The following is a 13,803-nucleotide window of genomic DNA, read 5'->3' on the forward strand; positions in this document are numbered from 1 at the left end:
ATCGGAGGATGATTATGAGAAAAGCATTGCGTTTGTTCTTGGCGTTAGCTCTACTGGCTAGCGTCGGCCTACTGCCGAATTCGAAGGTTCGGGTGGCCGAAGCGGCGGGAACGACCGTAACATCCATGGCTTACTTCTCTGCGAACGACGGTCCCGTGATCTCCAAGTCGGGAGTCGGGCAAGCAAGCTATGGGTTCGTTATGCCCGTGTTCAACGGTGGCGCGGCTTCGTGGAGCGACGTCGTCGACGACGTGGGCGTGAAGGTGAAGGTGGGCGGCAGCTATGTCGACATCGACAGCGCGGGAGGTTACGTCTACAACCAGAACTGGGGACATTGGAGCGACGGCGGCTTGAACGGTTACTGGTTCCTTCTGTCGGCGACGACCGAGATCCAGTTGTATTCCAAGGCGAACGCGGGCGTGACGCTGAACTACACGCTCGCCTTCCAGAACATCGTGGAGACGACCATTACGGCGATGGCCTACACGCAAGGACCGCAGATTACGGCCGGATTTACGGGCGGCGCGGGCTTCACGTATCCGACCTTCAACAACAATCCTGCCGTTCCGTACGCGGCGGTTGCCGACGACCTGAAGGTGTATGTCAAGCCGGTGAGCAGCAGCACCTGGATCGATATCGACAACAATGCGGCGAGCGGCTGGATCTACGACAGCAACTTCGGCCAGTTCACCGACGGAGGCGGCGGCTACTGGTTCACGGTGACGGAATCGATCAACGTGAAGCTGGAATCGAAGACGTCGGCTGCGAGCCTCGTGTACACGATTATTTTCAACGCGCCGGTTCGCAACTCGTATACGCTGACTTCCTACGACGCGACGACGACGTTCACGGCGGACGAGAGCGGCGCCATCGGCTTCCCGCTTCCTAAGATCGACGGCGGGCCCGCGATCGGCTCCGAGCTGGGCAAGTTCGTCTATCAGATCAATGTCGGCGGACAATGGGTAGACATGAGCAACTCGGCCCTAAGCGGATTCGTCTACGCCGGCAACGGCTACAACAACATGTCCGACGCCAATCAGTGGGGATACTGGGCGGACTATATCTACGGACTCTGGTTCCAGCCGATCCAGGTCGACATGCAGATCCGCATCGGCTACCCGCTGAACGGGCAATCGGGCGGAAGCATCGGCAACAACTTCGTTACCTATACGTTCATCGGCAACCCCGATGCGCCTCGTCCGGACGTGTCCGATCAAGAGGACATCGCGATCGGAACGCCGAGCAACCCGGCCGTCTCGGGTTACGACCTGCACTGGCAGGACGAATTCAGCGGAACGGCACTCGATACGAGCAAGTGGAACTACGAGACCGGTTATTATATCTCGAACGATCCGAACAGCTGGGGTTGGGGCAATAACGAGCTGCAGCACTACACGAACAGCGCGCAGAACGTATTCGTGCAGAACGGCCAGCTGAACTTGCGCGCCTTGAACGATCCGAAGTCGTTCCCGCAAGATCCGAGCCGCTATGCCCAATACTCCTCGGGCAAGATCAACACGAAAGACTCCCTGTCGTTCCAATACGGCCGGGTAGACATTCGCGCCAAGCTGCCTACGGGCAACGGCGTCTGGCCGGCGCTCTGGATGCTGCCGGAAGATGCCGTGTACGGCGCGTGGGCCGCATCCGGCGAGATCGACATCATGGAGGCGAAAGGACGCTTGCCCGGAACGACGAGCGGCGCCGTGCACTTCGGCGGACAATGGCCGGTCAATCGCTACATCGCCGGGGAATACCATTTCCCGCAAGGGCAGACGTTCGCGAACGACTACCACGTGTACTCGATGATCTGGGAAGAAGACAACGTCAAATGGTACGTCGACGGAAAGTTCTTCTTCAAAGTCAACCGCTCCCAGTGGTATTCGGTCGCCGCGCCGAACAATCCGAACGCGCCGTTCGATCAGCCGTTCTATCTCATCATGAACTTGGCGATCGGCGGACACTTCGACGGCGGCTTATCCCCGGATCCGTCGGACATTCCTGCTACGATGCTCGTGGATTACGTACGCGTCTACAAGGAAGGCAACGGACAGAATCCGAACGTTCCCGTTACGGGCGTCTCGGTAAGTCCGTCGACCGCGCAGATCGAAGACGGTCAGACCGTTCAACTGACGGCGAACGTGGCGCCGGCGAACGCGACGAACAAGCAAGTGTCGTGGTCCGTCTCTAACGCCAGCGTCGCTTCCGTTAGCACGAGCGGCGTCGTGACGGGACTCTCCCCGGGCACGGCGATCGTAACGGCCATGACGGCCGACGGCAGCTTCACGGCGTCGTCTACCGTCACGGTCGTTCCGGAGCAACCGACCACCGTCACCGTCGGGGATGCGGTTAAGGGGCTGAAAATCACCGGCGACGACTTGCAGTTCTACGTGAACGGCGCTTCCTTCGCGGACGTGCACTATAAGATCAACAACGGCGCGCAGATCAATGTCGGGATGACCTCGGCGGGGAGCGGAAATTACGTCTACCCGATTAACGATTTGCAATCCGGGGACACGGTACAATACTTCTTCACGTATAACCCGGGTCAAGGGGCGCTCGATACGCCATGGCTCACGTACGTTCACGGCAACGGTCCCGTGAACGTGCCGGTAACCGGCGTTGCGCTGAACCAGACGACCGCGCAAATCGAGGACGGTCAGAGCGTGCAACTGACGGCCAACGTAGCGCCGGCCAACGCGACGAACAAGCAGGTGTCGTGGTCCGTCTCCAACGCTAGCGTCGCTTTGGTCAACGCGAACGGTCTCGTGACGGGGCTCGCTCCCGGTACGACGACCGTAACGGTCACGACGGCCGACGGCAGCAAGACGGCCGCTTGCACCGTAACGGTGCTGCCGGAGCAGCCGACCACGTACGTCATCGGCGACTCGGTGCGCGGCGTGAAGAAGACCGGCAACAACCTGTCGTTCTACGTGAACGGCGCGAGCTTCGCCGATCTGCACTACAAAGTGAACAACGGCGGGCAGATTAACGTCGCCATGAATACGACGACGGGAAGCGGCAACTACACATATCCGCTCAACAACTTGCAACAGGGGGATACCGTCTCGTACTTCTTCACCTACAATCCGGGTCAAGGGGCGCTCGATACCGCTTGGTTCACCTACACTCATGGCGTAACTCAGGGAACGCCGGAGTAAACGTTGAAAAGCAGGCCCGCATTCTGAAGGGGCCTGCTTTCTGCTTGTTACGCTTGGAGCAGGCCGGCTACGAAGCAAGCCGACGCCGCGAAGCACGCGGTCGTCCGGACATGGTTCGCGGCCAGCCAGACGGGCACGAACTTCCGCCAGAACGCGTGGCCTTCCGCGGAGGTCGGATCGAACTTCGCGAGCTTGTTGTTCAGCGGCACGTTGAACGCCCCGGTTACGGCGAGTCCCCCGAACACGTAGAGCAGCCCTCCGGCGAGCAAGTAACCCGCTTCCGGCGCCTCCACGTCCATGAATGCCCGCACGATCAGGTAGATACACGCCAATCCCGTACCGAAGAACAATAGCCCGCAGAGCCAATGCATGACCGTAATATTGATCTGTTGCATGACGGCGATGCCGCGATCGGGCGAGACGCGGGCGAGCGCCCGCATGACGAAGCCCGAGAAGGCGAACAATACGCCGCCCACCGCCGCCGTAGATACCGCGACGATGAACGTCAAGACGAACGGGAAATCACCCATGCGACGCCTCCGCCGACCAGACGCCTGTCGCCGCGGCCGCGCGCGCGAACTCCCGGAAGTCCTTCGGTTGCCGCCCTAACGCACGCTGCACGCCGTCCATCACCGCCGAGTTGCGCCCGTCGAGCACGCGGGTGAACAGGTCGACCAGCAGCTCGATGAACGGTTCGGGTAATCCTTCGCTCCGCATGCCGGCCACGAACGCCTCGGTCGTAATCCGCACATAGCGGACATCCCGTCCGCTCGCATGCGAGATATCGTCCGCTACCTCCTCGAACGTCATGGACCGCGGCCCCGTGAGCTCGTAGACTTGACCGATATGCCGGTCGTCGGTCAACGCGGCGACCGCGACGTCCGCGATATCGTCCGCGTCGAGGAACGGCTCCGTAACGTCCCCGGTCGGCAGCGCGATAACGCCGCTGCGGACCGCTTCGACCAGGAAGCTCTCGTTGAAGTTCTGATTGAACCAGCTCGCCCGGACGATCGTCCAGTCCGCGCCGGAATCCCTGAGCGCCTGCTCGGCGATCAGCGCGCCTTCTTCTCCCCGGCCCGACAGCAGCACGATGCGGCGAACCCCGCGTTCCAGCGCCAGCCGGGCGAACGTCGCGATATCCTCGGGCGCCCCAGGAATCGCCAGATCAGGATAGTACGTTACGTAGGCCGCTCGCGCGCCTTCGAGCGCCGGCCCCCAGGTGGACCTATCGGTCCAATCGAACGGCGAGCCGCTGGATCGGGACGCAACGCGAATCTCTATTCCCCGGATGGCGAGCCGCTCCGCGACTCTGCGCCCCGTCTTGCCCGTGCCTCCGACGATCACGATCGGTTTGTTCGAACCTTCAAGCGAATTCGTTGTCATGTTATAGCCTCCTTAATATTTGTTTGCACAAGCAACTATTAGAATAGAGAAAAGCCTTCAATCGGCTTTCTCTAGCTGCTCACTGACCCGATCGAGCCGCAACGTCAACGCGTTGCTCTCTTCTTCGCCCAATACTTCGTTCACGAAGACGCGAAGCCGGTCCCAGCAATCGTGAATGATCGGCTCGAGCGCCTTGCCCTTATCCGTCGAGTAGATGAGCGACGATCGGCCTTCGACGCGGCTCGTAATAACGCCCTTAAGCACGAGCTTCTCGATCAGGCGCGTCACCGTGGACGGCTGCAGATGCAACGTCTCGCCGAGCTTCTTCTGGTTAATGCCCTCTTCTTCGAGAACGGCGAGCAACAAGAACGCGCCGTTCGCCGGCAAGCCGCACCGGGCGAATTCTTCGTCCACGATCTTCGTGACGATCCGTTGCAATCGGGAAGAGGTGAAGAACAAGCATTCTCGCAGATAGGTATCCATCATGGCCATGATATTCCCTCGATTCGATTGCTCACTCTAAGTTGTTTGCACATACAACAATACTAAAAAATGGAGAGCCTGTAAAGACGCATAGCCAATTAATGTTATACTGGCAAAAGAAAAGTATAGACAAAATCCGACAAGTCCGGAAAGGAATACGCCGCATGACGAACCTCAATAGCGCCTACTGCAAAGGATGCTGGCAACAAATGAAGATGCCGGTCTTCATCCGCAGCCCGCTCGCTCTCCCTTATCGCCTGATCGGAGTCAAGCCTAGCCGCATGCATCCGAATCTGTGCACGATCTGCGAATCGATGTTCACGCGGGTGAAGAAGAACAAGCAGATCGATATCCAAGCGACCGTCATGTTCGCCGACCTGAGGGGTTATATCCGGTTATCGGAACATGTCGACCCGGCCGGCATCTCCCGGTTATTGAATCGGTTCTACGACGAATGCGCCCCGGCGATCTGGAAGAGAGACGGCATTATCAATAAAATGATCGGCGACGCGGTACTATCGATCTTCAACTTCCCGATGGAGCGGCAAGACCATGTTCGGCAAGCCGTCTTGGCAGGCATCGAAATTCAAAGGAATTGCAAAGCTCTACAAAATGAATTCGCGGCGATCACGGGCGCGGACGACCCGATCAAGGTCGGCATCGGCATTCACGCGGGCACGGCCGCGATCGGCGAATTCGGAACCGCTTATAAGGACTTTACGATTATCGGTTCCGTCGTCAACCTGGCCTCCCGCATTCAGGGCGCGGCCCTGAACGGGGAGATCCTCGTCTCGGAAGCCGCCTATCTAAGCATCAGAGACGATTATCCGAACTTGGAGCCCCGCGCTTACAACCTGAAGGGGATCGACGAACCCGTAATCGCGTATGCCGTTCCGTCGTAACCCGACGGCTGCGCGAACGCGCAATCAGTGAATGTCCTTCTTCTTGAAGTTACCGCCCTTCACTTCCGCGACGTCGTACACCATGACGAACGCGTTAGGGTCGATCTCATGGATGATTTCCTTCATCTTGCTCTCTTCCAGTCGGTTAATAACGCAGGTGATTTCCTTGAATTGCTCGTTGGAGTATCCGCCCTCCACGAGATTGTACGTCGCGCCGCGGCCTAAGCGGTCGCGAATCGTCTCCACCATAACCTCCGGCTGCCGGGTAATGATCTTGAACGTCTTGGCGCCGCTCAGCCCTTCCTCGACGATGTGAATGACCTTGGACGCGATGTAGTAGGCGATGGCAGACAGTATCGCTCCCTGCAAGCCGAAGACGAACGAGACGACGATGAACACGAACGTGTTCAGGAACAAGATCAGATCGCTCGTGCCGAACGGCAGCTTCCGGGACAAGAGGACGGCCAGCATGTCGATGCCGTCCAACGCTCCGCCGTTACGCAGCGCGAGGCCCATTCCGAAACCGATAATGATACCGCCGACGACCGTGATAAGCAGCGTGTCTCCCTCGATGATCGGCGACAGATCGTGCATGACGATCGTCCCTATGGCGAGCGACGCGATGCCGATGACGGAATTAATCGCGAAGCTCTTCCCGATCTGCTTGTATCCGAGGAAGACGAACGGAACGTTCAGCACCGCGATCAGCACCCCGAGCGGTATGCCGAACAGCTCCGATCCGACGATGCTTAAGCCCGTCACGCCTCCGTCGGATACGTTGTTCGGGATAAGTACGGTTTCGAGCCCGTAGGCGGTAATGAACGCGCCGACGATGACGGCAAGCGCGCGCCCGATTTTGACGGCGACGGAGGGTCCCTTGTGATTGGTTGTGTGCAATTCCTTACCTCGCTTCCGCGTAATGGATAATAAATGTATTTTACCTGATTGCGAGCCAAATATCATACTTCGCGACTATCCATCGATCCGTAATCGCTTACATATTCACGTATGCGCTCTTAAAATTCGACATCCTTCGGTCGATATAGGTCTAAACGGCTACCAGGCCATACGTCGCTCCATTCAGAAAGGAATCGCATCTATGAACGCTGTACCCAGATTTGCCGCGCTCCTGCTAGCGCTCCTCTTGCTCGCGTCGGCGCAGACCGTCTACGCGGAAGATCGCTCCTTCGAGATCGAAGCAGTCGATATTAGCGCCGTCGTCGACGAAGGCGGCAACCTGCACGTTACGGAGACGGATACGTATCGCTTCGACGGCTCCTTCAACGGAATTCTCGCCGACCTCGATACGGCGGGTTCGGACGGAATCGACCGCTTCGAGGCATACGAAGTTACCGGAGACGAGCGCGCCCCGCTTCGCTACGAGCGAACGGACGACGGGAGCAGGGCCCAATACAAGGTTTACGCCGCTTCGGCGGACGAGACGAAGACGTTCCGGCTCGAGTATGCCTTCAAGAACGTCGTGCAAGTACACGCCGACACCGCAGAGCTGTACTGGAAGTTCTTCGACCAAGCGAACCCGAGCACGCTGGGAACGGTTCGCATCGCGATCGAGCTGCCCGACGGCGTCGCGAGGGACCAAATTACGGCATTCGGTCACGGACCGCTGGACGGAACCGTAGTCGTCGGCGAAGACGGCGTCGTCCGGTACGAAGTCGGTCCGCTGCCGGCCGGGAAGCTAATGGAGGTTCGAGTCTTGTTCCCCGGCTCCCTCGTACCGGGCAGCACGAAGATTAGCGATGCTCCCAAGCGCGACCTGATTCTCGAAGAGGAGAGCAACTGGGCGGATCCCGCGGAAGAAGCGAACGGGGACGATCGTTCCGTGTACGGCGCCGCGGCCGTGCTCCTCGCCAATCTGGCTGCGGGAGCTTACATCGTTCGGCGGTACAACCGAATGCCGAAGTCCGGATGGGCCGGCAAATATTACCGCGAGCTGCCGAGCGAACCGACGCCCGCCGTCGTCGGCTACTTCATGAACGGCATGGTCTCCTCAAGCGACTTGACGGCCACCCTGCTCGATCTCGTGCGCAAACGGCACGTCGACATAAGGGAGATTAAGTCGGCAGACGGAAGCACGTCGGTCGATTATTCCTTCAAGCTATCCGGAAAGCCGATCAACGGCCTGCAACCGCACGAGAAGCAGTTGATCGACTGGTTGTTCAAGCGAATCGGGCGCAACGGAACCGTTACGATGTCCGGCATTCGCGAGAACGGCAATCGGCATGCCGCCTCGTTCTTGAAGAACTGGAACAAGTGGCAGGAGGCGGTCGCGGAAGCGTTCCTGCGTCTCGAATACGCTGCCGAACGTACGGCCAAGGTATACCGCTACGTCCTGCTCGCCTTCGTCGTGCAGTTCTTCGGAATCGGTTACTTCGCGACGCCGGATTGGATGTGGCTGATGTTGTGCCCGATCGTGCTCCCGTTCTTCAAGCCGAAGCGTTGGCGCCGAACGGAGGCCGGACAGACGGAGCATGCGAAATGGATGGCGTTCAAGCGCTTCCTGCGCGATTACAGCCGGATCGAATCGCGCGAGCCGATGGCCGTCTACTTGTGGGAGCATTACTTCGTCTACGCGATACCGCTCGGAATCGCGAAGAAAGTGGCCAAGCTCGCCCATCTGAACATCCCGGACGCGGAGCAGGGGTCGTTCGCGGATAACAACGGCATTTATTACTTCTACCTATGGGACAACTCGTTCCAGCAATCGATAACGAGCTCCCAGAGGACGACTAGCTCCTCTAGCGGAAGCGACTCCGGAGGCTTCTTCTCTTCCGGCGGGGGCGGCGGGGGCGGAGGCGGAGGACGCGGCGCGTTCTAAGCAGCCGTTGCGGTCTCGCGCCTACTACATTACGGGAGGCAATACGCATGGAATTGTACATCGGCTTGGGTATCGCGGCGATTATCGTAATATGGGGCATCATCCTGTATAACCGTCTCGTTCTGCTGCGCAACCGCGCCCGCAACAATTGGTCGCAGATCGACATTCTGCTCAAGAATCGGTTCGATCTCGTTCCGAACCTGGTGGACACGGTGTCTGCGTATATGACTTACGAGAAAGAGACGCTGACCCGGTTGACCGAGATGAGGACGAAATTCGCGTCCGTGGATTCGGCGCAAGACAAGGCCGCGATCAACGGCGAGATGTCGGGCGTGCTCGGCCGCCTGATCGCGGTATCGGAGAACTATCCGGACTTGAAGGCCAGCGAGAACTTCCTGTACTTGAAGCAGCAGCTGGCCGAGCTCGAGGACAAGGTCCGGTTCGGCAGACAGTTCTACAACGACACCGTGGAAGCATTCAACACGGCGGTGCAGAGCGTCCCGACGAATATCATCGCGAGCCTGTTCGGCTTCCGCGAGTTGACCTTCTACCATGTCGACGAAGCGGAGAAAGCGACTCCGCGCATTAAGCTGTAACGATGAAGAAGGCCATCCCGCCGCGGATGGCCTTCTTGCATGCGATTGCGATCTAGTCGTCTATTCCCTTGCCGTCGAGAATGTGATTGATGTACTTCTCGATCCGCGACTCCCTCGTCTTCGCTTGTTTGGCTTGGTTGAAGAAGTACAGATACCCCCGTTGCCTGCCCGGCGTCAGCGCCTCGAAGGCCGTCTTCAGATCGGGAAGCTCGACGAATTTATTGCTCAGCTCCTCGGGAACCGGGTAATCCGAGCTCTTCTTGTACTCCACCTTCTGGCCGGACTTCTCGATCTCGATGGCTTCGTCTATGTACGTCTTGATGATCAGTTGCATCTCGTCGATCTGCTCGGCGCTCGTGAACCGAAGCTGGCGAGCCGCCTGCACGTTCTCCGTCTGTTGAATCAGAATGCCGTGAGGATCCTTCAGCAAAGCTCCTTTGTGAAACAGCAGCGCGCAATAGTCCTTGAATCCATGGATAAGCACGATGTTCTTATCCTCATGCATATAACAAGGATGCATCCACTTGATGTCTTCGGTCAGCTCGCAGTCGAGCACGATCTCTCTGAGCTTCTCGAATTCCTCTTTCCACTGCTTGGCCTTGCGCATGAAGCCGTCGACCTTCCGATTCTTCGTACCAACGGTCATTCGGGAACACCTCGCTCCGTTATTTTCGATCCGCCCACAGCCGTCCATGCACTGCGTCATATGATGTCCAGTAATTACTATTCCCGCGTATTCGAAGAAGAAAAAAGGAAATGTCGAAATAGATATTGCTATCTCTAGCGATTATGATATTATGAGATTGCGTTGTTGGAAAGCAGGTATTCAAAATATAACGGAGTCTTTCCAAGCGAATAATTCTTGACCACTCTCCATTACGGAAGTTAAGGCCATACGGACAGCCGGGTCAAATGCCGACTGGCAACTTAAGTTGCCTTATTGATTGAGCGAATAGCTCAAATTTTATAAGTTTGGTTGTACATCGACCAGTGCATTGCATCGCACATAACTTGTGAAACGATCAATAAGAGTGGCAAAAGCGATTATTTGCTATATAGACTCTGATTCGTTAACGACGATATATTTTGAATATTAAGGGGCTTTCTTTGGAGAGCCATGTCCCGGGTATCGGTGACATTTAATATTTAACTATATCAAAACAAGTGTGATACGCGATGAAGCGTCTTGACCACTTGTTTTTTTGTGCGTAATAAGCGGCAGAAATCAAGGAAAACTATCGAGTAAGGGAGACTGAGAAATGGGAAAAGCACTAATCATCGGTTGTGGCGGAGTGGCCTCCGTAGCGATTCACAAATGCGTACAAAACAGCGAGGTATTCGAGGAAATCATGATCGCGAGCCGTACGAAGTCCAAATGCGACGCGCTCAAGGCTAAGCTGGACGGCGGCAAGACGATTATCCATACCGCGCAAGTCGATGCGGACAGCGTGGAAGACCTCGTCGAATTGATCATGGATTTCAAACCGGACATCGTCATGAACCTGGCGCTTCCTTACCAAGACCTGACGATCATGGACGCCTGCCTGGCGACGAAGACGCACTACATGGACACCGCTAACTACGAGCCGGAAGATACGGCGAAGTTCGAATACAAATGGCAATGGGAGTACCGCGAGCGCTTCGAGAAAGCCGGCATTACGGCCCTTCTCGGCAGCGGCTTCGACCCCGGCGTAACGGGCGTGTTCTCCGCCTATGCGCTGAAGCACTACTTCGACGAGATCGAATACATCGACATCCTGGACTGCAACGGCGGCGACCACGGCTATCCGTTCGCGACGAACTTCAACCCGGAGATCAACATCCGCGAAGTATCGGCTAACGGCCGCTACTGGGAGAACGGCGAATGGATCGAGACGAAGCCGATGGAAATCAAGCGCGAATACGACTTCAAGGGCGTCGGTCCGAAAGACATGTACCTGCTGTACCACGAAGAGCTCGAGTCCCTCGCGCTCAACATGCCCGGCCTGAAGCGCATCCGCTTCTTCATGACGTTCGGCCAAAGCTACCTGACGCACCTTCGCGCTCTGGAGAACGTCGGCATGACTTCGATCGAGCCGATCGAATTCGAAGGCAAGCAGATCATTCCGCTGCAATTCCTGAAAGCCGTATTGCCGGATCCGGCTTCGCTCGGACCGCGCACGGTCGGCAAGACGAACATCGGCTGCATCATCCAAGGCAAGAAGGACGGCCAACCGAAGTCGTACTACGTGTACAACATCTGCGATCACCAAGAGTGCTACCGCGAGGTAGGCTCCCAAGCGATCTCCTACACGACCGGCGTTCCCGCGATGATCGGCGCGGCGATGGTCATGACGGGCAAATGGAACAAACCGGGCGTCTACAACATCGAAGAGTTCGATCCGGATCCGTTCATGGAAGAGTTGAACAAATGGGGACTTCCATGGGTAGAAGACTTTAATCCTGTTCTGGTCGACGACGGCGAAGAAACGCCGGCGGCTTCCAAACAACACGCGGCGGTTCGCTAACCGATGCGGTTAGACCAACTGCCTACGCCTTGCTTCGTCGTCGATGAGGCGCTCATCGAGAACAATCTGCGGATCCTTAGCGGCGTCATACAGCGCACGGGAGCCAAGATTATTCTGGCCCAAAAAGCATTTTCCATGACAACGTTGTACCCCCTCATCGGCGAATACTTGAACGGCACGACCGCAAGCGGTTTATTCGAAGCCAAGCTCGGCCACGAAGCGATGGGCAAAGAGAATCACGTCTTCGCCCCCGCGTACCGGGACGACGAGATCGACGAGATCCTCGCGATCTGCGATCATATCGTATTCAACTCCTTCTCCCAGTTGGAGAAGTTCAAGGACAAGGCGCTGAAGGCCGGTCGTCAGATCGGCGTGCGCATCAACCCGGAATGCTCGACGCAAGTGGGGCACGAGATCTACGATCCGTGCTCCCCGGGCTCCCGGTTCGGCGTCAAGCTCGAAGACTTCCGTCCGGATCTGCTCGACGGCGTGTCGGGCCTTCACTTCCACACCCTCTGCCAGCAGAACTCCGACGATCTCGAGACGACGCTGCGGGCGGTCGAAGAGAAGTTCGGCGAATGGCTGCCGCGCATGGAGTGGATCAACTTCGGCGGCGGTCACCACATCACGCGCGAAGACTACGATATCGCCACGCTCGAAGCTTGCATCAAGCGGATGCAAGACAAGTACGGCCTGAAGGTGTACCTGGAACCGGGCGAAGCGGTCGCGCTGAACGCCGGCTACCTGGTCGCCTCCGTGCTCGAGCTGCACAAGAACGGCATCGACATCGCCATTCTCGATACGTCCGCGACGTGCCACATGCCGGACGTGCTGGAGATGCCGTATCGTCCGCCGGTGTTCGGCTCGGGCGAGGCCGGCGAGAAGCCGTACCTGTACCGGCTGACCGGCATGACCTGCCTGACGGGCGACGTCATCGGCGATTACTCGTTCGACGGGCCGCTGAAGCACGGCGACAAGGTCGTGTTCGGAGACATGGCGATCTACTCGATGGTCAAGACGAACACGTTCAACGGCATGGCGCTTCCGGCCATCGCGGTGCAAGACAAGGACGGCGACTGCCGCGTCGTTCGTACGTTCGGATACGAGGATTTCAAAACAAGGCTCGCGTAATCGCGCGGTACAGCCGGAACCGGTTCCTAACCGGTTCCGGCTTTTTTCATTGTCAGAGCTAGATCGATTAGGGTTTCGACAGGATTTGACATAATCTTCTTCCTTGGCTCATAATGGAACCGTTCTTATTGCATAGGAACTTCACTGGGGACATTCACTGGGGACAAGGAGAGAGAGCAATGAAACAAGCATGGATATTGGTCTTGCTGATCGCGCTGTTCATCGCAGGGTGCTCGGGCAACAAAGAGGAGAACGGCAATAACGCGGGCGCGGGCAGCGAAGCGCCGGCAAGCAGCGCGGCCGCATCGGGCGAAGCGGCGAGCGGAGAAGACGTTACTATCGTCTTCCCGGCCGAATTGAACGAGAACGGGGACGTTGAGGGCATGACCGCCGAAGTGAAAGAAGCGGGCGGCACGAACGTCGTCGAGAACGCGGACGGCAGCGTGTCCGTATCGATCTCCCGCGACAACCTCGACAAGCTGCTGGAGAAGTACCATTCGGAGCTGACGGCGGTCATCGAAGGCGTGCATGCGGAAGGCAACGCTACTTCCATTAAAGAGTTGACCTATGACGAAGAGACGTTCAAGGAATACAACATCACCGTCGACAAAGCCGCGTACGAATCTCCGGACAGCCCGGACGGACTCGTTCTGTTCGGACTCATGATGCAGAGCATGATGTATCAAGTCTACTCCGGCGTTGACAAGGCGGACATGAAGATCACCTTCAACATGATCGACGAGAGCACCGGCGAGACGTTCGACACGTCCGTGTTCCCGGAAGCGGCCGCGCAATAACGGTTCGGTC

The 13,803-nt window shown here is 57.7% G+C and carries 12 protein-coding genes; 7 read left to right on the top strand and 5 right to left on the bottom strand.

The window, feature by feature from the left end; genetic code table 11:
* The first annotated feature begins 8 nt into the window (after nucleotides 1-8).
* Entirely contained in the window at nucleotides 9-3,158 is a 3,150-nt protein-coding gene (locus ACFQZG_RS24420; protein ID WP_378157352.1) for an Ig-like domain-containing protein, read from the top strand.
* 47 nt (nucleotides 3,159-3,205) lie between these two features.
* Here ACFQZG_RS24420 and ACFQZG_RS24425 read toward each other — a convergent pair whose 3' ends face one another.
* The 3 genes from ACFQZG_RS24425 to ACFQZG_RS24435 are packed head-to-tail and all read right to left on the bottom strand — an operon-like array spanning nucleotide 3,206 to nucleotide 5,033.
* On the bottom strand, nucleotides 3,206-3,688 hold the full coding sequence (locus tag ACFQZG_RS24425) for an anthrone oxygenase family protein (protein WP_378157354.1): 483 nt from the start codon (nucleotides 3,686-3,688) through the stop codon (nucleotides 3,206-3,208).
* Complete coding sequence (locus tag ACFQZG_RS24430) at nucleotides 3,681-4,541, bottom strand: NmrA family NAD(P)-binding protein (RefSeq protein WP_378157356.1); 861 nt, start codon at nucleotides 4,539-4,541, stop codon at nucleotides 3,681-3,683. Before ACFQZG_RS24430 ends, ACFQZG_RS24425 begins: the two co-directional genes overlap by 8 nt.
* A 57-nt stretch (nucleotides 4,542-4,598) precedes the next feature.
* Complete coding sequence (locus ACFQZG_RS24435) at nucleotides 4,599-5,033, bottom strand: MarR family winged helix-turn-helix transcriptional regulator (RefSeq protein ID WP_378157357.1); 435 nt, start codon at nucleotides 5,031-5,033, stop codon at nucleotides 4,599-4,601.
* Nucleotides 5,034-5,233: 200 nt separating this feature from the next.
* Here ACFQZG_RS24435 and ACFQZG_RS24440 point away from each other — a divergent pair, with 200 nt between their 5' ends.
* Nucleotides 5,234-5,926, top strand: coding sequence for an adenylate/guanylate cyclase domain-containing protein (locus ACFQZG_RS24440; protein WP_378157359.1), 693 nt, complete (start codon nucleotides 5,234-5,236; stop codon nucleotides 5,924-5,926).
* Between the two features lie 24 nt (nucleotides 5,927-5,950).
* Here the strand turns inward: ACFQZG_RS24440 and ACFQZG_RS24445 are convergent, their stop codons facing one another.
* Nucleotides 5,951-6,823: a YitT family protein gene (locus tag ACFQZG_RS24445; protein ID WP_378157361.1), complete on the bottom strand. Its 873-nt coding sequence runs from the start codon at nucleotides 6,821-6,823 to the stop codon at nucleotides 5,951-5,953.
* 202 nt (nucleotides 6,824-7,025) lie between these two features.
* On the opposite strand from ACFQZG_RS24445, the gene ACFQZG_RS24450 reads away from it, so the two are divergent.
* On the top strand, nucleotides 7,026-8,762 hold the full coding sequence (locus tag ACFQZG_RS24450) for a DUF2207 family protein (protein ID WP_378157363.1): 1,737 nt from the start codon (nucleotides 7,026-7,028) through the stop codon (nucleotides 8,760-8,762).
* Between the two features lie 47 nt (nucleotides 8,763-8,809).
* Nucleotides 8,810-9,358 carry a LemA family protein gene (locus ACFQZG_RS24455; RefSeq protein ID WP_378157365.1) on the top strand — a complete coding sequence of 183 codons (549 nt, stop codon included), beginning with the start codon at nucleotides 8,810-8,812 and terminating at the stop codon, nucleotides 9,356-9,358.
* A 52-nt stretch (nucleotides 9,359-9,410) separates the two neighbouring features.
* Here ACFQZG_RS24455 and ACFQZG_RS24460 read toward each other — a convergent pair whose 3' ends face one another.
* Entirely contained in the window at nucleotides 9,411-10,004 is a 594-nt protein-coding gene (locus ACFQZG_RS24460; RefSeq protein WP_378157366.1) for a YdeI/OmpD-associated family protein, read from the bottom strand.
* A gap of 613 nt (nucleotides 10,005-10,617) precedes the next feature.
* On the opposite strand from ACFQZG_RS24460, the gene ACFQZG_RS24465 reads away from it, so the two are divergent.
* The 3 genes from ACFQZG_RS24465 to ACFQZG_RS24475 all read left to right on the top strand — a co-directional run bounded on the left by ACFQZG_RS24465 (nucleotide 10,618) and on the right by ACFQZG_RS24475 (nucleotide 13,793).
* Nucleotides 10,618-11,865, top strand: coding sequence for a saccharopine dehydrogenase family protein (locus tag ACFQZG_RS24465; RefSeq protein WP_378157368.1), 1,248 nt, complete (start codon nucleotides 10,618-10,620; stop codon nucleotides 11,863-11,865).
* A 3-nt stretch (nucleotides 11,866-11,868) separates the two neighbouring features.
* Nucleotides 11,869-12,996 (top strand): carboxynorspermidine decarboxylase, encoded by a 1,128-nt coding sequence (gene nspC / locus ACFQZG_RS24470; RefSeq protein WP_378157370.1) that lies wholly within the window; start codon nucleotides 11,869-11,871, stop codon nucleotides 12,994-12,996.
* Nucleotides 12,997-13,175: 179 nt separating this feature from the next.
* The gene (locus tag ACFQZG_RS24475) at nucleotides 13,176-13,793 is read left to right on the top strand and encodes a hypothetical protein (protein WP_378157372.1); all 618 of its coding nucleotides are present in this window, start codon (nucleotides 13,176-13,178) and stop codon (nucleotides 13,791-13,793) included.
* Nucleotides 13,794-13,803 lie beyond the last annotated feature (10 nt).

This window comes from Cohnella sp. GCM10027633, from assembly GCF_042675445.1.
Lineage (GTDB): Bacteria > Bacillota > Bacilli > Paenibacillales > Paenibacillaceae > Cohnella.

Coding starts and splice junctions, on each gene's coding strand:
- ACFQZG_RS24420 (WP_378157352.1), top strand. CDS start 9: ATGATTATGAGAAAAGCATTGCGTTTGTTCTTGGCGTTAGCTCTACTG.
- ACFQZG_RS24425 (WP_378157354.1), bottom strand. CDS start 3,688: ATGGGTGATTTCCCGTTCGTCTTGACGTTCATCGTCGCGGTATCTACG.
- ACFQZG_RS24430 (WP_378157356.1), bottom strand. CDS start 4,541: ATGACAACGAATTCGCTTGAAGGTTCGAACAAACCGATCGTGATCGTC.
- ACFQZG_RS24435 (WP_378157357.1), bottom strand. CDS start 5,033: ATGGCCATGATGGATACCTATCTGCGAGAATGCTTGTTCTTCACCTCT.
- ACFQZG_RS24440 (WP_378157359.1), top strand. CDS start 5,234: ATGAAGATGCCGGTCTTCATCCGCAGCCCGCTCGCTCTCCCTTATCGC.
- ACFQZG_RS24450 (WP_378157363.1), top strand. CDS start 7,026: ATGAACGCTGTACCCAGATTTGCCGCGCTCCTGCTAGCGCTCCTCTTG.
- ACFQZG_RS24455 (WP_378157365.1), top strand. CDS start 8,810: ATGGAATTGTACATCGGCTTGGGTATCGCGGCGATTATCGTAATATGG.
- ACFQZG_RS24460 (WP_378157366.1), bottom strand. CDS start 10,004: ATGACCGTTGGTACGAAGAATCGGAAGGTCGACGGCTTCATGCGCAAG.
- ACFQZG_RS24465 (WP_378157368.1), top strand. CDS start 10,618: ATGGGAAAAGCACTAATCATCGGTTGTGGCGGAGTGGCCTCCGTAGCG.
- nspC (WP_378157370.1), top strand. CDS start 11,869: ATGCGGTTAGACCAACTGCCTACGCCTTGCTTCGTCGTCGATGAGGCG.
- ACFQZG_RS24475 (WP_378157372.1), top strand. CDS start 13,176: ATGAAACAAGCATGGATATTGGTCTTGCTGATCGCGCTGTTCATCGCA.